The organism is Isoptericola hypogeus, from assembly GCF_039531145.1.
GTDB lineage: Bacteria > Actinomycetota > Actinomycetes > Actinomycetales > Cellulomonadaceae > Isoptericola > Isoptericola hypogeus.
The window spans coordinates 467,843-487,388 of record NZ_BAAAPM010000003.1; the positions used below are offsets into that span (position 1 = coordinate 467,843).

General features: G+C 75.2%; 22 protein-coding genes. 7 read left to right on the top strand and 15 right to left on the bottom strand.

Features of this window, described 5'->3' with window-relative positions; translation table 11 throughout:
- On the top strand, positions 1–236 hold a 236-nt coding region (locus ABD254_RS04435), incomplete at its 5' end, for a WhiB family transcriptional regulator (protein WP_344246050.1).
- A gap of 106 nt (positions 237–342) precedes the next feature.
- Here ABD254_RS04435 and groES read toward each other — a convergent pair.
- Entirely contained in the window at positions 343–639 is a 297-nt protein-coding gene (gene groES, locus ABD254_RS04440) for a co-chaperone GroES (protein ID WP_344246052.1), read from the bottom strand.
- 208 nt (positions 640–847) lie between these two features.
- On the opposite strand from groES, the gene ABD254_RS04445 reads away from it, so the two are divergent.
- Both ABD254_RS04445 and ABD254_RS04450 read left to right on the top strand, forming a co-directional pair.
- On the top strand, positions 848–2,065 hold the full coding sequence (locus ABD254_RS04445) for a THUMP-like domain-containing protein (RefSeq protein ID WP_344246054.1): 1,218 nt from the start codon (positions 848–850) through the stop codon (positions 2,063–2,065).
- Between the two features lie 63 nt (positions 2,066–2,128).
- Positions 2,129–3,268, top strand: coding sequence for a glutamate--cysteine ligase (locus ABD254_RS04450; RefSeq protein ID WP_344246056.1), 1,140 nt, complete (start codon positions 2,129–2,131; stop codon positions 3,266–3,268).
- 13 nt (positions 3,269–3,281) lie between these two features.
- Here the strand turns inward: ABD254_RS04450 and tsaD are convergent, their stop codons facing one another.
- On the bottom strand, positions 3,282–4,340 hold the full coding sequence (tsaD, locus tag ABD254_RS04455; RefSeq protein ID WP_344246058.1) for a tRNA (adenosine(37)-N6)-threonylcarbamoyltransferase complex transferase subunit TsaD: 1,059 nt from the start codon (positions 4,338–4,340) through the stop codon (positions 3,282–3,284).
- Positions 4,341–4,453: 113 nt separating this feature from the next.
- Between tsaD and ABD254_RS04460 the strand changes: the two genes are divergently transcribed.
- The gene (locus ABD254_RS04460) at positions 4,454–5,077 is read left to right on the top strand and encodes a malonic semialdehyde reductase (RefSeq protein ID WP_344246060.1); all 624 of its coding nucleotides are present in this window, start codon (positions 4,454–4,456) and stop codon (positions 5,075–5,077) included.
- Positions 5,078–5,183: 106 nt separating this feature from the next.
- On the opposite strand, the gene ABD254_RS04465 is transcribed toward ABD254_RS04460, so the two are convergent.
- The 6 genes from ABD254_RS04465 to ABD254_RS04490 are packed head-to-tail and all read right to left on the bottom strand — an operon-like array spanning position 5,184 to position 10,396.
- Positions 5,184–6,068, bottom strand: coding sequence for a sulfurtransferase (locus ABD254_RS04465; RefSeq protein WP_425553639.1), 885 nt, complete (start codon positions 6,066–6,068; stop codon positions 5,184–5,186).
- A complete protein-coding gene (gene rimI / locus ABD254_RS04470) occupies positions 6,065–6,715 on the bottom strand; it encodes a ribosomal protein S18-alanine N-acetyltransferase (protein WP_344246062.1) in 651 nt (216 codons plus the stop codon). Before rimI ends, ABD254_RS04465 begins: the two co-directional genes overlap by 4 nt.
- The gene (gene tsaB / locus ABD254_RS04475) at positions 6,712–7,446 is read right to left on the bottom strand and encodes a tRNA (adenosine(37)-N6)-threonylcarbamoyltransferase complex dimerization subunit type 1 TsaB (RefSeq protein ID WP_344246064.1); all 735 of its coding nucleotides are present in this window, start codon (positions 7,444–7,446) and stop codon (positions 6,712–6,714) included. The genes rimI and tsaB overlap by 4 nt, the downstream gene beginning before the upstream one ends.
- A gap of 9 nt (positions 7,447–7,455) precedes the next feature.
- The gene (gene tsaE / locus ABD254_RS04480; RefSeq protein WP_344246066.1) at positions 7,456–8,106 is read right to left on the bottom strand and encodes a tRNA (adenosine(37)-N6)-threonylcarbamoyltransferase complex ATPase subunit type 1 TsaE; all 651 of its coding nucleotides are present in this window, start codon (positions 8,104–8,106) and stop codon (positions 7,456–7,458) included.
- Positions 8,103–9,374, bottom strand: a complete 1,272-nt coding sequence (alr, locus tag ABD254_RS04485) for an alanine racemase (protein ID WP_344246068.1) — start codon at positions 9,372–9,374, stop codon at positions 8,103–8,105. The genes tsaE and alr overlap by 4 nt, the downstream gene beginning before the upstream one ends.
- An 8-nt stretch (positions 9,375–9,382) precedes the next feature.
- Positions 9,383–10,396 (bottom strand): pseudouridine synthase, encoded by a 1,014-nt coding sequence (locus ABD254_RS04490; protein WP_344246070.1) that lies wholly within the window; start codon positions 10,394–10,396, stop codon positions 9,383–9,385.
- A gap of 52 nt (positions 10,397–10,448) precedes the next feature.
- Between ABD254_RS04490 and ABD254_RS04495 the strand changes: the two genes are divergently transcribed.
- Positions 10,449–10,931, top strand: a complete 483-nt coding sequence (locus ABD254_RS04495; RefSeq protein ID WP_344246072.1) for a glutathione peroxidase — start codon at positions 10,449–10,451, stop codon at positions 10,929–10,931.
- Positions 10,932–10,960: 29 nt separating this feature from the next.
- Here the strand turns inward: ABD254_RS04495 and ABD254_RS04500 are convergent, their stop codons facing one another.
- The 3 genes from ABD254_RS04500 to ABD254_RS04510 are packed head-to-tail and all read right to left on the bottom strand — an operon-like array spanning position 10,961 to position 13,973.
- Positions 10,961–11,569 (bottom strand): GNAT family N-acetyltransferase, encoded by a 609-nt coding sequence (locus tag ABD254_RS04500; protein ID WP_344246074.1) that lies wholly within the window; start codon positions 11,567–11,569, stop codon positions 10,961–10,963.
- Positions 11,570–11,590: 21 nt separating this feature from the next.
- Positions 11,591–12,373 (bottom strand): class I SAM-dependent methyltransferase, encoded by a 783-nt coding sequence (locus ABD254_RS04505; protein ID WP_344246076.1) that lies wholly within the window; start codon positions 12,371–12,373, stop codon positions 11,591–11,593.
- A gap of 46 nt (positions 12,374–12,419) precedes the next feature.
- Positions 12,420–13,973 carry a bifunctional ADP-dependent NAD(P)H-hydrate dehydratase/NAD(P)H-hydrate epimerase gene (locus ABD254_RS04510; RefSeq protein WP_344246077.1) on the bottom strand — a complete coding sequence of 518 codons (1,554 nt, stop codon included), beginning with the start codon at positions 13,971–13,973 and terminating at the stop codon, positions 12,420–12,422.
- Between the two features lie 69 nt (positions 13,974–14,042).
- Here ABD254_RS04510 and ABD254_RS04515 point away from each other — a divergent pair, with 69 nt between their 5' ends.
- Complete coding sequence (locus ABD254_RS04515) at positions 14,043–15,098, top strand: LLM class F420-dependent oxidoreductase (protein WP_344246079.1); 1,056 nt, start codon at positions 14,043–14,045, stop codon at positions 15,096–15,098.
- Between the two features lie 33 nt (positions 15,099–15,131).
- Here the strand turns inward: ABD254_RS04515 and ABD254_RS04520 are convergent, their stop codons facing one another.
- The 4 genes from ABD254_RS04520 to glmS are packed head-to-tail and all read right to left on the bottom strand — an operon-like array spanning position 15,132 to position 18,287.
- Complete coding sequence (locus ABD254_RS04520; RefSeq protein ID WP_344246081.1) at positions 15,132–15,482, bottom strand: holo-ACP synthase; 351 nt, start codon at positions 15,480–15,482, stop codon at positions 15,132–15,134.
- Positions 15,479–15,820, bottom strand: a complete 342-nt coding sequence (locus ABD254_RS04525) for a nucleoside triphosphate pyrophosphohydrolase family protein (protein WP_344246083.1) — start codon at positions 15,818–15,820, stop codon at positions 15,479–15,481. The genes ABD254_RS04520 and ABD254_RS04525 overlap by 4 nt, the downstream gene beginning before the upstream one ends.
- 9 nt (positions 15,821–15,829) lie before the next feature.
- Positions 15,830–16,408 carry a 2'-5' RNA ligase family protein gene (locus ABD254_RS04530; RefSeq protein WP_344246085.1) on the bottom strand — a complete coding sequence of 193 codons (579 nt, stop codon included), beginning with the start codon at positions 16,406–16,408 and terminating at the stop codon, positions 15,830–15,832.
- Positions 16,409–16,421: 13 nt separating this feature from the next.
- Positions 16,422–18,287, bottom strand: coding sequence for a glutamine--fructose-6-phosphate transaminase (isomerizing) (glmS, locus tag ABD254_RS04535; RefSeq protein WP_344246087.1), 1,866 nt, complete (start codon positions 18,285–18,287; stop codon positions 16,422–16,424).
- 191 nt (positions 18,288–18,478) lie between these two features.
- Here glmS and coaA point away from each other — a divergent pair, with 191 nt between their 5' ends.
- Complete coding sequence (gene coaA, locus ABD254_RS04540; RefSeq protein WP_344248491.1) at positions 18,479–19,465, top strand: type I pantothenate kinase; 987 nt, start codon at positions 18,479–18,481, stop codon at positions 19,463–19,465.
- Positions 19,466–19,546: the final 81 nt, after the last annotated feature.

The window sequence follows — 19,546 nt, forward strand, 5'->3', positions numbered from 1 at the left end:
ACCAGGGCGCCTGCCGCGATTCGGACGACACCCTGTTCTTCCACCCCGAGGGCGAGCGGGGGTCCACCCGCCGACGTCGCGCCGAGGCGGCCAAGGCGATCTGCCGCAGCTGCCCCGTCATGATGCAGTGCCGCGAGCAGTCGCTGCGGGTCCGCGAGCCGTACGGCGTCTGGGGCGGGCTGAGCGAGGACGAGCGCTCCGCGATCCTGGCGGGCGCCGCCCGCAAGACCGGCTGAGCCGAGCCCGTACCGGCCGGGCAACCTCCGGACGACGAAAGGGCCCCGCACCATCAGGTGCGGGGCCCTTCGTGTCACCGCCGGCAGGGCCGGCAGACCGTCGTCGTCAGGCGACGACGACGGCGAGGATGTCGCGCGCCGAGAGGACCAGGTAGTCCTCGCCGCCGTACTTGACCTCGGTGCCGCCGTACTTGCTGTAGATCACCTTGTCGCCGACCTTCACGTCGACCGGGACGCGGTTGCCCTTGTCGTCGAAGCGGCCGTCGCCCACCGCCAGGACCTCGCCCTCCTGGGGCTTCTCCTTGGCGGTGTCCGGGATGACCAGGCCGGAAGCGGTCGTGGTCTCGGCCTCGATGGCCTTGACGACGATCCGGTCCTCGAGCGGCTTGATGGGGACCGACACGTCGGACCTCCTTGATTCGCTGTGCGTGATGGACTGAGGTCGCGCCCTGCGGCTGGCCGTCGTCGCGGGTGCCGGTAACAGCCTGCGGTCGCTGACGACAAATCTAGGCAGGCGTTAGCACTCTGACAAGTCGAGTGCCAACAGTTCGCCGAGGGCGTCACTCCGCCCGCCGCGCGTCGTGCGCCGCCCCGCCTGAGACGATGGGCCAATGGACGCCCCTTCGCTGACCAAGCTGCTCAGTCCCGAGGGGTGGGCCCTCGTCAATTCCCTGCCGCCGTACGACGAGAAGCAGGCGATGGCGCTGGCCACCCGCCTGCGCGCCGACGGCGTCGACCCCGAGCTCGCGGCGGCAGCCCTCACCCAGTCGCGGCTGCGGGCGAAGGCGCGCGCCAAGCTCGGCGACTTCGCGGACGGGATGCTGTTCACCCCGGACGGTGTCGAGCAGGCGACGCGGCTCGTCGTGGCGGCCCTGCACGCGCGGCGCTACCTCGCCGCCGGGGTCACCCGCGTCGCCGACCTCACCTGCGGCGTCGGGGCCGACGCCCTGGCGTTCGCCGGCGTCGGGCTCGGCGTCCTCGCCACCGACGTCGACGAGGTCACGGCGGCGATCGCGACGGTCAACCTGCGGCACTTCCCCGAGGCGGAGGTGCGGCACGCGGACGGCCTGTCGCTCGACCTCGCGGCCGAGCGGGTCGACGGCGTGTTCGCCGACCCCGCGCGCCGCACCCGCGGCGGCAAGCGGGTCTTCGACCCGGCCGCCTACGCTCCCCCGCTGGACGCGGTCTGGGCGCTGCGCGAGCACGTCCCGGCGCTGGGCATCAAGGTCGGCCCCGGCATCCCGCACCAGGGGTTGCCCGCCGACGCCGAGACGCAGTGGGTCTCCGTGGACGGCGACGTGGTCGAGGCCGGGCTGTGGTTCGGCCCGCTCGCCCCCGACGGCCCGGGGCGCTCGGCCCTGCTGCTCCGGACCACGGGCGGTGTGACGACGTCCCGCGCGCTGCGGAACGACGACGAGGACGTCGTGCCCGACGTCGGCCCCGTCGGGGCGTACCTGTACGAGCCGGACGGGGCGGTGATCCGCGCCGGGCTGGTCGCGCACGCCGCCGCAGAGCTGGGCGGGCGCCTCCTCGACCCCACGATCGCCTACGTCACGACCGACCAGCCCGCCGCGGCCCCGGCGCCCGGGAGGGCGCCGCTCGCGACCGGCTACCGCGTGCTCGACGTCATGCCCTTCCATCTCAAGCGCCTGAAGGCCTACCTGCGCGAGCGCGGCGTGGGGCGGCTGACGATCAAGAAGCGCGGCACCGCCGTCACCCCGGAGCAGCTGCGCACCCAGCTCGCGCCGCGGGGGGACGGCGAGGCGACGCTCGTCCTGACCCGCGTCTCCGGGGCGCAGCACGTGCTCGTCGTCGACCCGCTGCGCTGAGGACGCCGGAGCCCGGCTCCCCCGGTGCGCGCCCATCGCCCCGCCCGTGGAAGCATTGACCGCATGGTGCTGGAATTCGCGACGTCCGAGCGGTCGAGCGTCGGGCTCGAGTGGGAGCTCGCCCTCGTCGACGCCGACTCCGGCAACCTGCGCCAGGTGGGGCCCGCCGTGATCGAGGCGGTGGCCGACGACGTGCGGCACCGGTTCGTCAAGCCGGAGTTCATGAAGAACACCGTCGAGGTGATCAGCGACGTGCGGCGCACCGTCGCCGACGCGATCGCCGACCTCGATCGCGGGATCGCGGCGATCCAGGAGGTGGCCGGCCCCATGCGGGTCGACCTCATGGGCTCCGGCACGCATCCCTTCGCCCCATGGGCGCAGCAGAAGATCACCGACAAGGAGCGGTACGCGACGGTCGTCGACCGCACGCAGGTCTGGGGCCGGCAGCAGATCGTCTACGGCGTCCACGTGCACGTGGGGATCGAGGACCGCGCCAAGGTGCTGCCGATCGTCAACGCGCTCCTGGTACACCTGCCCTACCTCCAGGCGCTGTCCGCGTCGTCGCCGTACTTCGGCGCGGAGGACACGGGGTACGCGTCGATGCGCGCGCTGCTGTTCCAGCAGCTGCCGACCGCGGGGCTCCCGTACCAGTTCGAGCGCTGGGAGCAGCTCGAGCGGTACGTGGACGACATGCTGCACACGGGCGTCATCGACGACTTCACCGAGGTCCGCTGGGACGTGCGCCCCGCGCCGCACTTCGGCACCATCGAGGTCCGCGTCTGCGACGGCACCTCCAACACCCGCGAGCTCGCGGCGCTCGGCGCCCTCGTGCACTGCCTGGTGGAGCACTTCTCGACGCTCCTCGACGCCGGGCGGCAGCTCCCCCGGATGCCGCGCTGGTTCGTGCACGAGAACAAGTGGCGGGCCGCCCGCTACGGCATGGACGCGATCATCATCCTCGACGACGCCGGCAACGAGGAGCTCGTCACCGACGCGCTGCCCCGGCTGCTCGCCGAGCTCGCCCCCACGGCCGCACGGCTCGGGTGCCTCGCCGAGCTGGGCTTCGTGCACGAGATCGCGAAGACGGGCGCGTCGTACCAGCGCCAGCGGGCAGTCGCGGCGGCGCACGGCGGCGGCCAGGCCGCAATGGAGGCCGTCGTGGCCCACCTGGTCGCCGAGCTGCGCGCCGGCCGCCCGCTCTGACGGCGGGGCTCTCTCAGACGGTGATGGTCGCCATCGGCATCGACGAGTCGACCGGGATGTCGAGGTCGGAGGGCGCCACGCCCGCGCGCACGACGGCGGAGCCCAGGGCCGCGATCATCGCGCCGTTGTCCGTGCAGTAGCGCAGCGGCGGGATGCGCAGGTCGATCCCGGCCTCGGCGCAGCGCGCGGCCGCCATGTCGCGGAGCTGGCTGTTCGCGGAGAAGCCGCCGCCGATGACGAGGGTGTCGACGTCGTGCGCCCGGCACGCGGCGATCGTCTTGGCCGTGAGCACGTCGGCCACGGCCGCCGCGAACGACGCGGCGACGTCGGCGACCGGCACCTCGCGCCCGTCGTCGACGCACTGCTCGACCCACCGGGCGACCGCCGTCTTGAGGCCGGAGAACGAGAAGTCGTAGGCGTGCTTCGCCTGGTCCTTCGCGGCCGTCAGGCCCCGGGGGAAGCGGATCGCCTCAGGGTCGCCCTCGCGCGCCAGCCGGTCGATGTGCGGCCCGCCGGGGTAGGGCAGCCCGAGGAGTCGGCCGACCTTGTCGAACGCCTCGCCCGCCGCGTCGTCGAGCGTCGAGCCGAGCTCCGTGACGTCCGTGGCCACGTCGTCGACGAGCATGAGCGTGCTGTGCCCGCCGGAGACGACCAGGGCCATCGCGCGCCCCGGGAAGGGGCCGTCGACGAGCTGGTTGACGGCGGCGTGGCCGATGACGTGGTTCACGCCGTACAGCGGCTTGCCCAGCCCGATCGACAGCGCCTTGGCCGCCGACGCGCCGATGGTCAGCGGGCCCACGAGGCCCGGACCGGCGGTGACGGCGATCGCGTCGACCTCGGACAGGTCGACGTCCGCCTCGCCGAGCGCCCGGCGGATCGTGGGGACCATCGCCTCCAGGTGGGCGCGGCTGGCCACCTCGGGGATGATGCCGCCGTACCGGGCGTGCTCGTCCATCGAGCTGGCCACTGCGTCGAAGAGCAGCGTGTCGCCGCGGACCAGCGCGACACCGGTCTCGTCGCAGGACGTCTCGATGCCGAGGACGAGGGGGTCGCCGGTGTTCGGTGCAGCCATGCCCGCCATCTTCCCCCATCCGCGCGGGCCGCGGCCGAGGCTCGGCCGGTGGCGTGATCGTTGTCACGGCCGGATCCGGAATCATGCGTCTGCATCTATCTGTTCAGGCAAGCATGACCGAGACCCTCACGCACCCGACCACGTCCCTCGCCGTCGGCGACGACGTGGCCGACCTCCTCTTCCGCGCCGCCCGCACCACCTCGCAGTGGACCGACGCCCCCGTGAGCGACGAGCAGCTCGCCGCCGCCTGGGACCTGGCCAAGTTCGGCCCGACGGCGATGAACACGCTGCCGCTGCGCGTGCTCGTCGTGCGCTCCACCGAGGCCAAGGCCCGACTCGTGGCCCACATGGGCGACGGCAACAAGCCCAAGGTCGAGGCCGCGCCGGTCTCCCTCGTCCTCGCCGCCGACCCCGCCTTCCACCAGCACCTGGACACCCTGTTCCCCGCGTACCCGGGCATGAAGGACCAGCTGGAGCCCGCCGCGGACGTCCGCGAGCAGATGGCCCGCAACAACGCGCTGATCCAGGCCGGCTACGTCATCGTCGGCCTGCGCGCCGCCGGACTCGCGGCCGGCCCGATGAACGGCATGGACTTCGACGGCGTCGACGGCGAGTTCTTCGCCTCCTCCGGCTGGAAGTCGTTCCTCGTGATCAACGTCGGCCACGCCGACGGCGAGGGCTCCCCGTACCCGCGCGGCCCGCGCCTGTCGTTCGACCAGGTCGCCGAGGTCCTCTGACCTCGACACCACCACCAGCGCTCACTGCTGTGAGCATGATTTTGGCCCACTTCCCCTCAGGGAAGTGGGCCAAAATCATGCTCACAGCGCTTGGACGGCGGGCCCGTCAGGGGCGGGGACCGGTCGCGACGGGGCGGCTCGCGTCATTTGACCACTGGGACCACGAACCCGGGTAGAGCGCCGCCGGGACGCCGGCGCACGCCAGCGCCGCGACCTCGTGGGCGGCCGTGACCCCGGAGCCGCAGTACACGCCGACCCCGTCGACCGCGGCCCCCGCCGACACCCCGAGGTCGGCGAAACGCTCGCGCAGCACCGCGTCGGGCAGGAACGTGCCGTCGTCGGCGAGGTTGTCGGCCGTCGGGGCCGACACGGCACCCGGCACGTGCCCGGCCCGGGGGTCGACGGGCTCTGTCTCCCCGCGGTACCGCTCGCCGGCGCGGGCGTCCAGCAGGACGCCGTCCTCGGCGAGCTCCGCGGCCTCGTCGGCGTCGAGGACCGGCAGGCGGCCCGGGTGCGCGACGACGTCGCCGTGCTCCCGCTCGACCTCACCCACCTCGAGCGCCTGCCCGGCCCGCACCCAGGCCGGGAGGCCGCCGTCGAGGATCCGCACGTCGTCGACGCCGAAGTAGCGCAGCAGCCACCAGGCCCGCGCCGCCGACGTCCCGCCCACCGTGTCGTACACGACGACGCGGGAGCCGCGCCGCACGCCCCAGCGTCGCGCGGACGCCTGGAACGACGACGCCGACGGCAGCGGATGCCGCCCCTGGTCCTCGGACGGCTCGGCCGCGAGCTCCGTGGCCAGGTCGACGTACACGGCGCCCGGCAGGTGCCCCGCGAGATAGCGCTCGTGGCCGTCCGTCATGCCGAGGGCCCAGCGCACGTCGAGCAGGACGGGGGCGCCGGCCGTCGGGTCGGGCGCGGTGCCGAGCTGGAGGTCGGCCACCAGCTCGGGGACGCCGACCAGCACCCGCTCGCGGGCCGTGGCGCTCACGCCGCGTCCCCTACCGGCCCGGGGCCGTCGTCCCCGCCGTCCCCTTCGGCGCCCGCACCCTCGGCGGCCGTCTCCTCGGCGGGCGCGGCCGCCGACAGGTCGAGCCGCATCGTGAACGCGTCCTTGTCCTCCGGCTGGTAGTAGCGCCGGCGCAGCCCGATGCGCTCGAACCCGGCCTTCTCGTACAGGCCGAGGGCCGCGTCGTTGTCGACCCGGACCTCGAGCAGGACGGCGCCCGCCCGCAGGTTCCGGGACCGCTCGACGAGCGCGCGCAGCAGCTCCCGCCCCACCCCGTGCCGCTGATAGGCGGGGTCGACGCCGATCGTCATGATCTGGGCGACGTCGCCGTCGAACCACAGCCCCGCATACCCGACGACAGGCTTGGGGCCCGGCCCGTAGACGGCCACGGCGTCCGGGCCCGTCGGCTCCGCCACGACGTACCAGCGACCGAGCGCGGCGAGCTCGTCGGCGAGCATGCCGAACGTCCAGGCCCCGGCGCCGAAGAGCACGCGCTCCAGCTGCAGCACGCGGTCGAAGTCCGTGCTGCGCAACGGGCGGAGCCGGCAGGCCGGCGCGTACACCTGCTGCACGGTGTGCGGCAGGTCCGTTTGGGCGCCGGCGGGGGCCCCGGGGCGGTCCGCGGTCACGCCGGGCTCCCCGTGGCGGGTACCAGGCGCGACGTGGCTGCGGGCACCTGCACGTCCGGGCGGCGCAGGTAGAGCGGCTCGGTGGGCAGGTCGGCCCCCGCGGTGCGACGCGCGAGGGCGACCCGGGCGAGGACCGTCGCGTCGGGGACCAGCGGGCCGTCGTCGTCCGGCGGGAGGACGTCGGCGTACTGGGCGGCGCCCTCCCCCACGACGACGAGGCGCCCGTCGGCCGGCGCACCCAGCCGGGCCGCCGCGACGTCGGCCGCCTTCGCCACGTTGGGGCCCGCCAGGGTCTCCACGACGGGGACGCCGTGCGGGCCCTCGTGCGCGACGACGGCGTACCGGGCCCAGTAGACCTCCTTGCGGCGGGCGTCGGTGGCGACGAGCACCTCGTCGCCCGGGCCCAGCCCGAGGTCGGCGACCGCCTGCACGGCGAGCACGTCCAGGCTGGGGACGCCGAGCACGTCGACGCCGAGGGCGAGGGCGAGGGTGCGCGCCGTCACCAGGCCGACGCGCAGGCCCGTGAACGGCGCGGGGCCGGTGCCCACGGCCACGGCGGTGAGCGCCGTGCGGTCGAGCCCGGCGTCGTCGAGCACCGCGGCGACGAGCGGCGCGAGCGACTCGGCGTGCCGGCGGCGCTCGTCGGCGGCGCGGGCCGCGAGCCGGGCTCCGTCCGGGTCGACGAGCGCGACGGCGACGGCTGCGGACGTGTCGAGAGCGAGGACTGCCACGTGCCCAGCCTACGAGTCCCGCGCCACGGTGTGCGGCAGCGTGCGGGTCAGGGCGGCCAGGTCGACGTCGGCCCAGCGGGGGCCCACGGCCCGCAGCGTCGCGCGCCGCGTCCCTGCCTCGGGGTCGGGCCCGAGACCGGCGTCCGCGCCCTCGCCGGGGCCGACGTGGACGCCGCCGCGGGGTCGCTCGAGGTCGATCTCCAGCCGGTCCTCGGTGAGCGCCTCCGCGAGCCCGCGGCCCCACTCCACCACGGTGACCGACTCGTCGAGCGACGAGTCCAGGTCGAGGGCGTCGAGCTCGTCCAGGCCGCCGAGGCGGTAGGCGTCGACGTGCACCAGCCCGGGCCCGCGCGAGGCGTCGGGGCGCGGCAGGGGCGGGTGCTCGCGCGCGACGATGAAGGTGGGAGACGCCACGTGGCCGCGCACGCCGAGCGCGGCGCCCAGCCCCTGGGTGAGCGTCGTCTTGCCCGCGCCGAGGTCGCCCGTGAGGATCACCAGGTCGCCCGCCCGCAGGACGCCCGCGAGCGCCGCACCGAGGGCGCGCGCGGCGTCGGCGTCGGGCAGGTCGATCGTGGCGCGCGTCACCGGCGCCCCGGTGGCCGGGTCGAGCACCCGGTCGGCGGTCGGGTCGGTGGTCTCGTCGGTGGTCTCGTCGCTCATTGCGCGGTCCTTCCCGTCCCGGCGCCGACCGGGGCGTGCTCGCCCACGTACACCCGCGGCGCACGCGCCCCGATGCCGGTGACGATCTCGTAGCTGATGGTTCCGGCGGCCTGCGCCCAGTCCGTCGCGTTCGGCACGAGGGCGCCGCGCGCGACGCCGTCGGACGCGCCGAACAGGGTGACGACGTCGCCCGCCCGCTCGGTCGCGTCCGGGCCGAGGTCGAGCACGAGCTGGTCCATGCAGACCCGCCCGGCGACGCGCAGGACGCGCGCCGCGCCGCCCGCACCCACGGCGACCGGCCCCCCGACGCCCGCGTCGCCGCCCGACGCGTGCCGAGGTACCCCGTCCGCGTACCCGAGCGGCACGACCCCCAGCCGGGTGTCGCGCTCGGTGACGTAGTGGTGCCCGTACGACACACCGTGCCCGGCGGGGACGTCCTTGACGTTCGCGAGCCGGGCCTGCAGCGTCATCGCGCCGCGCAGCCCGAAGTCGCCCGGCGCCCCGAGCCCGGGGGCGGGGCTGTGGCCGTAGACCGAGATGCCGGGGCGGACGAGGTCGTAGTGCAGGCGGGGGTCGGTGAGGACGGCCGCCGAGTTGGCCAGGTGCCGCACCTCGGGCTCGAGGCCGGCGGCCTCGACGGTCCGCACGGCGTCGTCGAACGCCCTCCCCTGGATCGCGATCGACGGGTGGCCGGGCTCGTCCGCGCACGCCAGGTGCGAGAACACCCCGGCGACCTGGATCTCTCCGGCGGCCTCGAGCGCGGCGGCGCGGCGCACGACGTCGGGCAGGTCCGTCGGCATGATCCCGTTGCGCCCCAGGCCCGTGTCGACCTTGAGGTGCACCCGGGCCGGCTCGCCCGCCGCCCGGGCCCCGGCGGCGACCTCGTCGAGCGCCCACGGCGCCGCGACCCCGACGTCGACGTGCGCGGCGACGAGCCGGTCGAACGGCGCGCCGGGGGCGCACAGCCAGGTGAGCACGCGGGCGTGCGTGGGCGTGATCCCGCCGGCCCTCAGGGCCAGCGCCTCGGCCGGGACGGCGGTGCCGAGCCAGGTCGCGCCGCCCGCCAGCGCCGCGCGGGCCACCGGGAGCATGCCGTGCCCGTAGCCGTCGGCCTTGACCACCGCCATGACCGCGGCGCCGGCGGCGTGCTGCCCCAGGGCGCGGACGTTGTCCCGCACCGCGGCGAGGTCGACGACGGCGCGCGCCGAGGTCTCGGCGGCGAACGGCAGGTCGGCCGGGGTCGGGAGGGCGAGGGCGCTCACGGTCATGGATTCTCTCACCGGCGGGCCCGGCCCGGCGCAACGGGCGGCGCGGCGGCAGGCGAGGCGGGCCACGCGGCGAGCGCGCGCCGGGAGACGAACCTGCGCCGCTCGCCCGTCAGCGGGTCGTCGAGCTCCACGCTGCGGGCGAGCAGCTGCAGGGGCCGGGCCGGGTCGTCGGGCGCGTCGGCGCGCAGCTCGGGCCAGAACGTGTCGCCCAGCAGCGGCAGCCCGAGCGAGGCCATGTGCAGGCGGAGCTGGTGGGTCTTGCCGGTGTGCGGCTCGAGCCGGTAGAGGCCCAGCCCGCGCTCGTCGTCCCGCGCGACCAGCTCGACGCGGGACTCGGCGTTCGGCTCGCCCGGTTCCTCGACCGCGCGCACCACGCCCCGGTGCTTGACGATCCGCGAGCGCACGACCTGCGCCCCGTCGGCGAGCGCGGAGCCCGCGGGCGGGAGGGGCGCCACCGCCTCGTAGGTCTTGCGCACCGTCCGCTCCTGGAACGCCGTCTGGTAGGCGCCGCGCACCTGCGGGCGCACGGTGAGGACGAGCACTCCCGCCGTCGGGCGGTCCAGCCTGTGCGCGGGCGCCAGGTCGGGCAGGTCGAGGGTGGCGCGCAGGTGCACGAGGACGGTGCGGGTGACCCACCGGCCGCGCGGCATGGTCGCGACGAGGTGCGGCTTGTCGACGACCAGCAGGTCCTCGTCGCGGTGCAGCACCTCGAGCTCGGCCAGCGTGGGGACCTCCGGCTCGTCGGACGGCGGGTCGCGGTAGAGGTAGAGAAAGCCGCGCGGCTGGTACGGCGTGGCGTCGTCGACGACGGCCCCGTGGCCGGTGACGACCTCGCCGGCGGCCAGCTTCTCGGCGACCTGCGCGGCGTCGTCGGCGAACCGCTCCCGCAGGTACTGGGCCGCCGTGGAGTACCGGGCCACGCTCGCCGGGTCGTGCGGCAGCACCAACCGGGTCGGGTTGAGCCCGTCGCGCACCGGCAGCGGCGGGCGGTGCGGCCGGGGGCCGGGAGAGGGACGGGGCACACCCCATTGTGCGCCGGTGACGCGTCGGGCCTGGCGCGGCATGATGGGGCGCATGAGCCTCTACGACATCCCGTTCGCGCGCATGGACGGCACGACCACGTCTCTCGCGGAGCACCGCGACGACGTCGTGCTGGTGGTCAACGTCGCGTCCCGGTGCGGGCTGACCCCGCAGTACGAGGCGCTCGAGCAGCTGCAGGAGGCGTACGCCGGGCGGGGCTTCACCGTGCTGGGCTTCCCGAGCAACCAGTTCCTGCAGGAGCTGTCCACCGACGAGAAGATCGCCGAGTTCTGCTCCACCACCTACGGCGTGACCTTCCCGGTGCTGTCCAAGATCCGGGTGAACGGCCGGCACACCCACCCGCTGTACGCGGAGCTGAAGAAGACCGCCGACGACGGCGGCCACGCCGGCCGCGTCCGGTGGAACTTCGAGAAGTTCGTCGTGCTGCCGGGCGGCGAGGTGCACCGGTTCTCGCCGCAGACCACCCCGGACGACCCGGCCGTCGTCGGGCTGGTGGAGAAGCACCTGCCGCGCTGACCGGGAGGTGCCCGCGGGGCGCGCGGCCGTCAGCCCGATGCCGCGACCAGGTGCAGCCAGCGCTCCGTCACGACGTAGCCCAGGGACTCGTTCGCCCGCCGCGACCCCGCGTTGACGCCGGCGCCGCCCGTGCCGAAGCGCCGACCCTCGGCGGCGAGGGCCAGGACCGCCGCGCCCTTGACCGCCGTCGCGAGGCCGCGGCGCCGCGCGCCCGCACGGGTCACGGTGAAGTCGGTCTCGATCAGGTCCCCGGCCGGGTTGAGCACCGTCGCGGCGTCGAGCCCGCCGTCCGCGCCCAGGGCCCCGAACGCCCACCGCCTCCCGGCGCCGAGGTCGTCCGCGAGGGTCGCGGCGTACCGCACGTCGTGCGAGGTGGCCGCCGTCCGCGGGTAGTCCGCCGCGGCGGACGCGTCGAGGTCGACGACGGCGGGCGCGTCCGACGCCGTGAGCGCGCGGACCGTCCACCCCGCGGCCTCGGCCGCGGCGACCGCCTCGCGGCACCGCGCCTGCACCGCGGGCGTGACCGTCAGGCGGGCGCCCCAGGACTCGGACACGACGCTCGCCCCGGCGTCGAGCAGGCGCACCGCCTCCGGGTCGTCGGAGCGCAGGATGCGGACGTCGGCGGGGGTCGTGGTCACGGGCCCACACGGTAGCGTTGGTCAGCCCGCCGGACGGCCGACGACCAGCACCAGCGACCCGTCGAAGTGGGGCTGCGTGCGCAGGTGACCGAACCGGCGGTCCCACTCCCCGGAACCGAGGTCCGCACCGAGGCGGTCCACGAACCGTTCCTGGACCGACGGCGTGACGAAGCTCCACGCCGAGTTCGCGGTGCGCGCGCCCGGGTCGAGCAGGCCCTCCGGGCGGCCGTAGTACGCCTCGCCGAAGCGGTCGACGCACGCCAGCGGGATCGGCAGCCCCACGACGTCGACCTCCCCGCCGAGACCGGCCGCGATCCGGTCGACGCGGGGGTAGCGCCCCGCCTCCGTCTCGATGACCTCGGGGGCGTAGTCGTGCAACCAGAACCGCTCGAGGCGGTCCGGGTCGCAGGTCAGCACGACCACCGGCCCGGTCGCGACCCGCCGCAGCTCGGCCAGCCCGGCGTCGAGGTCGCCCCACTGGTGCACGGAGAACGTCGTCATCGCGGCGTCGAACGCGCCGTCGGGGTACGGGAGCGACTCCGCGGTCGCGTCCACGGCGACCGGCAGATGCCGGGGCCGCTGCGCGCGCATCGTCGCCGACGGCTCGACGGCGGTGACCGCACGGTCCCGCGGCTCGTACGACCCCGTGCCCGCCCCCACGTTGACCACGGTCCGGGCGTCGCCGAGCGCCGCGGCGATCGCGGCCTCGAACTCCGGCTCGGGCTGCCGGTACGCGGCGTAGCCGTCCCCGATGGCGGCGTAGTCGGCGTCCCCGGCCGAGCCGTCGGTGCCGCGCGTGGTCATGGGTCTCCCCCCGGTGGTGCGGCCGCGCGCCGCCGGACGACGGGCGTCACGACGACAGTAGCCCGGCGATCTCGCGGGGCACGGCGTCGGCGACGTCGAGCGCCGCGACGGGCCCGCCCGGGTTCGTGCCGTGCGCCGCGCGGCCGTGCACGAGCGCCGCGGCGGCGGCCACCTCGGCCGCGCGCGCCGGGTGCTCCACCACCTCGGCCGAGCGGGCCGCGAGCATCGCCCCCAGCACCCCCGCCAGGACGTCGCCGGCGCCCGCCGTGGCGAGCCAACCCGGCCCGTCGGCCTGCGCGTACGCCCCGCCCGGCCCGACGACCACCGTCACGCCGCCCTTGAGCAGCACGGTCGCGCCGGTGAGCTCGTGGGCGCGGCGGGCCCAACGCAGCGGCTCGGCGTCGACGTCCTCCCGTCTCACGTCCTCCCCGCGGGAGCGCAGCAGCGTCGTCAGCTCCCCTGCGTGGGGGGTGAGCACGAACCACGGCGGGACCCGGTCGTCGAGCAGGTCGAGGCCGCCGGCGTCGACGACGGCGGGGACGGGCCCGCCCGCCGTGCCCGCCAGGCGTCCGGCCGCCGCGGCGAGCCCCGCCCTCCCCCGCTCGTGCTGCCCGTCGTCCGCGCCGGCGTCGGCCGCCTCCGGGCCCGCCGGGACCCCGGGGCCCACGACCCATGACTGCACCCGACCGGGCGCGGCCACCACCTCGGGGCGCGCGCCGACCACGACCCGCCCGACGTCGCCCGAGCCGCGGTAGCGCACCATGCCCGCGCCGGCCCGGACCGCGGCCGTCGCGGTGAGCACCGCGGCACCGGGGTACGTCGCCGTGCCCGCGACGACCCCCACGACCCCGCGCGTGTACTTGTGGTCGGCCGGCCCGGGCACGGGCCACGACCGGGCGACGTCGGCGGCCTCCAGTCGGCGGACGGCGGGCGCGCCCTCGAGGCCCAGCCCGAGGTCGACCGCGCTGACCTCCCCCGCCAGGAGTGCCGCCGGAGGCAGGAGCAGCCCGGGCTTGGCGCACCCGAACGTCACCGTGCGGTCGGCGGGCAGCACCGGGCCGGCGACCGCGCCGTCGTCCACGCCGATCCCGGACGGCACGTCCACCGCGACCACCCACGGCGCGGCGCCCGTCTCACCGGCGGCCCGGCGCAGGGCGGTGACGAGGTCCGCGGCCGGGCCGCGCAGGGGGCCGCGTGCGCCGATGCCGACCAGGCCGTCGAGCACGCCGTCGGACGCTGCGACGTCGCGGACCACCGCCCCGAGCCGGTCGGGGGCGACGAACAGCTCGACGACCCGCCCGCCCGCCCGGGTCAGCGCCGCGCGGCCTCCGGCGTGGAACCGCTCAGACGTCAGCACCGCCGTCACGGCCGCCCCGCGCCCCGCCAGCACCGCCCCCGCGTGCAGGGCGTCGCCGCCGTTGTTCCCCGCCCCCACCAGCAGCGCGACGCCGGCCCCGCGCACGCTGCGCCGTCGGGCCCGCAGGTCACCCGCGACCACGGTGGCGAGGGCGAACGACGCTCGCTCCATGAGCGGCACGCCGGCCACGAGCAGCGGTTCCTCGGCGGCGCGGACGTCGGCGGCGGACCAGGCGGAGATCATGACACGCATCCTGCCGCGCGCCGTCGCGCCCTGCAGCGTCGCCGCAGGTCGGGGCATAGGCTCGGGATCATGCGATTCGGACTCTTCATCCCGCAGGGCTGGCGCCACTCGCTCACCGACGTCCCGCCGGAGCAGCACTGGGAGACGATGCTGTCTCTGCTCCACTACGCCGACAACGCCGCGGCCGGCGAGCCGATCCCGGGCGGCCCGTGGGCCTGGGACTCGGTCTGGGTCTACGATCATTTCCACACGACCCCGGTGCCCAGCACCGAGGCGACGCACGAGGCGTGGACGCTGATGGCGGCGTTCGCGGCCGCGTCGCAGCGCGTGAAGCTCGGCCAGATGTGCACGTGCATGTCGTACCGGAACCCCGCCTATCTGGCGAAGGTCGCGGCGACGGTCGACGCGATCTCCGGCGGGCGGGCCCAGATGGGCATCGGCGCCGGCTGGTACGAGCACGAGTGGCGCGCCTACGGCTACGGCTTCCCCCGCGCCGGCGAGCGGATCCGCGCGCTCGACGAGGGCGTGCAGATCATGACGCAGATGTGGCGCACCGGGTCGTCCGGCCGGTTCGACGGCGAGACCTACCAGGTGGACGGCGCGCTGTGCTACCCGCAGCCCCTGCAGCAGCTCCCGGTCGGCGACGGCGGCGCCGAGGTGCCGAGCATCCCGCTGTGGATCGCCGGCGGCGGCGAGAAGAAGACGCTGCGCATCGCGGCGCGCTTCGCGCAGTACACGAACTTCGCGGGCGACCCGGAGACGTTCTCCCACAAGTCGCGGGTCCTCGAGCAGCACTGCGCCGACGTCGGCACCGACTTCGGGGCGATCACGCGGTCCGCCGACTACAACGTCGTCATCGGGGAGAACCAGGCGGAGGTGGACGACCGGTTCGCCTGGATCGAGTCGCACTTCCGCAAGCACACCCCCGGCGAGCGGGGCGAGCAGGAGATCGCGAACTGGCGCACCGGGCCGCTGGTCGGCACGCCGGAGCAGATCGTCGAGGCGCTGACCGACTTCCGCTCCCGCGGGATGACGTACGCGATCACGTACTTCCCGAACGCCGCCGGCGACCGCGACCAGATCGAGCTGTTCCAGCGGCAGGTCATCCCCGCGCTGCAGGACTGACCCGGCGGCACCGCGCGGGCCGGCCTCGCCGGGTCAGCCCTCCGCGACGACCATGGCCGACGCGATGCCGGCGTCGTGCGAGATCGACAGGTGCCAGGTCGTCACGCCGAGCTCGTCGGCGCGCGCCTGGACGGTGCCGCGCAGCTCGACGACGGGCGGCCCGCCGACCGTGCGGTGCACGGTCGCGTCGTGCCAGTGCATGTTCCCGGGGGCCCCGAGTGCCTTGGCGATCGCCTCCTTGGCCGCGAACCGCGCGGCCAGGGACGACGCCGGCAGGTCGCGCTCCTCGGTGGTGAACAGCTTCTCCCGCAACCGGGGCGTGCGCTCCAGCGTCGCCATGAACCGGGCGACGTCGACGACGTCGATCCCCACGCCCACGATCATCCGCGCACGCCCGCCTCGTCGCCCGGCTCCACGAGGTACCGGAACCGGAACCACTTGCGCTCCAGCTCGGCCTCGAGGTCGACGTCGAACCTCCGCGCGACCAGCAGCAGCTGGGCGAGCACGTCGGCGAGCTCCGCGCGGAACGCCGTGTCGACGGCAGCCGCGCCGTCGCCCCGGTCCCGCGAGCGGCCCGACCGGGCCAGGTACGCCTGGGTGAGCTCCCCGACCTCCTCGTGCAGCTTGAGCACGAGCCAGTCATCGGTGCGGGGCACCCCGAACCGGCGCTCGTACACGCGGGAGATGACCTCGACCTCGTCGCTCAGCGCCCTCAGCTCCACGCCCCCACCCTAGAGACCACGGGGCGGCCGGGCCTGCCGCCCCGCCGCGTCGCCGCCCCCCAGCGAGAAGGACGCGCGCCGCCGCCAGGCCTCGCCGTCGAACTCCAGGAGCAGGACCTCGGCGACCGCGGTGCGCACCGGCAGCCGGGCCGTGACGACGGCCTCGGCGGCCTCGAGCACGTCCGGAGCCTGGCCGTCCGCCACCGTGAGATGGGGCAGCACCTCCTCGAACGCCCCGCCGTACGGCGGGGCCTCCGGCCACCGGCTCCAGACCGCGCCCGTGAGCTCCCGCCAGGGCGCGGCCGGCTCGGGGACCAGGTAGAGGACGCCCGGGAAGCGTCCGCACCCGGTGAACGACGCGTCGAACGCCGGGCACGAGCCCACGACCTCCCGCAGAGCGTCGAGCACCGCGTCGTCGATCGCGGCAGCCGGGAGGAACGGGAACAGCACGGTGACGTGCGCGGGCACCCCGAACCGGGCCGACGAGTCGAGGGACCGGCGCAGCTCGCCGACCACGGGCTCGGCCTCCGGGACCGCGACGACCAGGGCGGTCGACCCCGCGACGAACGGCTCGGCGGGCGCGCTCATCCGTCCGCCCGCCTCACTCGACGGTGACGGACTTCGCCAGGTTGCGCGGCTGGTCGACGTCGAGGCCCTTGGCCGTCGCGAGCTCCATCGCGAAGATCTGCAGCGGCACCACCGCGAGCAGCGGCTGCAGGAGCGACGGCGCCCGCGGGATCCAGAAGATCTCGTCGGCGTACCGGCGCACCTCGTCGTCGCCGTCCTCCGCGATCACGAGGGTGCGGGCGCCGCGCGCCCGGATCTCCTGGATGTTCGACACGATCTTGGAGTGCAGGTGGTCGCGCCCGCGCGGCGACGGCACCACGACGAACACCGGCTGCCCGGCGTCGATGAGCGCGATGGGCCCGTGCTTGAGCTCGCCCGCGGCGAAGCCCTCGGCGTGGATGTACGCGAGCTCCTTGAGCTTGAGCGCCCCCTCGAGCGCGACCGGGAACCCGACGTGGCGGCCCAGGAAGAGCACCTTGTCGGCCTCGGACATGGACCGCGCCGTCGCCCGGACGTACTCGCTCCGCTCGATGACGGTCTGCACCTTGCGGGGCATGTCCCGCAGCTCGTCGAGGAGCGCGGTGATCTCGTCCGGGAACTTGTTGCCGCGCAGCTGGGCGAGGTAGAGCCCGAGCAGGTAGGCCGCGGTGATCTGCGACAGGAACGCCTTGGTGGACGCCACCGCGATCTCGGGCCCGGCGTGCGTGTACAGCACGGCGTCCGACTCGCGCGGGATGGTCGAGCCGTTCGTGTTGACGATCGACAGCACCTTGGCGCCCTGCTCGCGCGCGTGCCGCACCGCCATGAGGGTGTCCATGGTCTCGCCGGACTGCGAGATCGCGACGACGAGCGTCTTCTCGTTCACGATCGGGTCGCGGTAGCGGAACTCGTGCGCCAGCTCGACCTCGACCGGGATGCGGCACCAGTGCTCGATGGCGTACTTCGCGACGTGGCCGGCGTAGGCCGCCGTGCCGCAGGCGATGACGATGATCTTGTCGACGGCGCGCAGCACCGACTCGTCGATGCGCAGGTCGTCCAGCACCAGGCGGCCCTGCGCGTCGGAGCGGCCGAGCAGCGTGTCCGTGACGGCCTGCGGCTGGTCGTGGATCTCCTTGTCCATGAACGAGGCGAAGCCGCCCTTCTCGGCGGCGGCGGCGTCCCAGTCGACCGAGAACCGCTTGCCCTCGGCCGGGTTCCCGTCGAAGTCCGACACCTCGACCGACGTCGGGGTGATGGTGACGACCTGGTCCTGCCCGAGCTCGAGCGCCTCCTTGGTGTGCGACACGAACGCGGCGACGTCCGAGCCGAGGAAGTTCTCGCCCTCGCCGAGCCCCACCACGAGCGGGGAGTCGTGCCGGGCGCCGACCACGGTGTCCGGGGCGTCGGCGTGCACGGCCAGCAGGGTGAAGGTGCCCTCGAGGCGGCGGGCGGTGGCCGCCATCGCCGCGGTGAGGTCGCCCGCGCGGCGGTACTCGGACGCGAGCAGGTGCGCCGCGACCTCGGTGTCGGTCTCCGACGCGAAGACGGCGCCCGCGGCGACCAGCTCGGCGCGCAGCGTGGCGAAGTTCTCGACGATGCCGTTGTGGATGACCGCGAGCCGGCCCTGGTCGGCCAGGTGCGGGTGCGCGTTGAGGTCGGTCGGCCCGCCGTGGGTGGCCCATCGCGTGTGCCCGATCGAGGCCGTCGCGTCGGGCATCGGGTGCGCGTCGATCTCTTCGGTGAGGTTGACGAGCTTGCCCGACTTCTTGGCGAACGCGACGGAGTCGCGCCCGGGCGCGACGAGCGCCACACCCGCCGAGTCGTAGCCTCGGTACTCGAGCCGGCGAAGTCCGCCGAGGGCGACCTCGAGCGGCCGCCCCGAGCCCTCGTCCGGGCCCGCGTATCCCACGATTCCACACATGGTGAGCGAGTCTAGTCGGGCGTCACGGCCCCCAGGACCGGCCGGATCCCGCTCCTTTTTGCAAGCGATCCTGCGTATCGCGGGCGTCGGCGTGCGGACGGCGGCGGCACGCGACCGCCGCCCGATCGGGCAGAATCGGGCGGGTGGTACCCCTGCCTCCCGAACCGGCGTCCGCCGACGCGCGCAGCACCGTGTCGCACGGCCTGCCCGCGCAGCCCCTCGGCGACCACCTCACGCGCCTGGCCCCCGCCTCGCCCTACGTGGACCTCGACCGCGCCGCCTGGAGCCGGCTGTCGGCCTCGACGCCGCTGCCGCTCACGGACGCGGACGTCGAGCGCCTGCGCGGCCTGGGCGACCCGATCGACCTCGCCGAGGTCGACGCCGTCTACCGGCCCCTGTCCCGGCTGCTCAACCTGTACGTGTCGGCCACCGCCGGGCTGCACCGCGCCACGTCGACGTTCCTGCACGAGGAGCCGCCGCGCACCCCGTACGTCATCGGCGTCGCCGGCTCGGTCGCGGTCGGCAAGTCCACCACGGCGCGCGTGCTGCGCGAGATGATGGCCCGCTGGCCCGACACCCCGCGCGTCGAGCTGGTGACCACCGACGGCTTCCTCTACCCGAACGCCGAGCTGCAGCGCCGCGGCATCATGGACCGCAAGGGCTTCCCCGAGTCCTACGACCGGCGGGCACTCATCCGCTTCCTGTCGAAGATCAAGGCCGGCCACCCCGAGGTGCGCGCCCCCGTGTACTCGCACGTGGTCTACGACATCGTGCCCGGCGAGGAGGTCGTGGTGCGGCGGCCCGACGTGCTCATCGTGGAGGGCCTCAACGTGCTCGCGCCGGCGCGGCCGTCGTCCGTCGACGAGTCGACCGTCGCGGTGAGCGACTTCTTCGACTTCTCCATCTACGTCGACGCGCGCACCCGCAACATCCGGCAGTGGTACGTCGAGCGGTTCCTCCAGCTGCGCCGGACGGCGTTCAGCAGGCCGGAGTCCTACTTCCGGCGGTACGCCGCCCTGTCCGACGCCGAGGCGACCGCCCGCGCGCTGTCCATCTGGGAGTCGATCAACGCGCCGAACCTCGAGCAGAACGTGCTGCCCACGCGCGGCCGGGCGACGCTCGTGCTGACCAAGGGCTCCGACCACGCCGTGCAGCGGGTCCGGCTCCGCAAGCTCTGATCAGGCGGGCGCCGCTCGGGCGGGCGCTGCTCAGGCGGCGCGGCGCGACGACGCGGGGTCGCCCTCGTCGTCCGCGGCGGC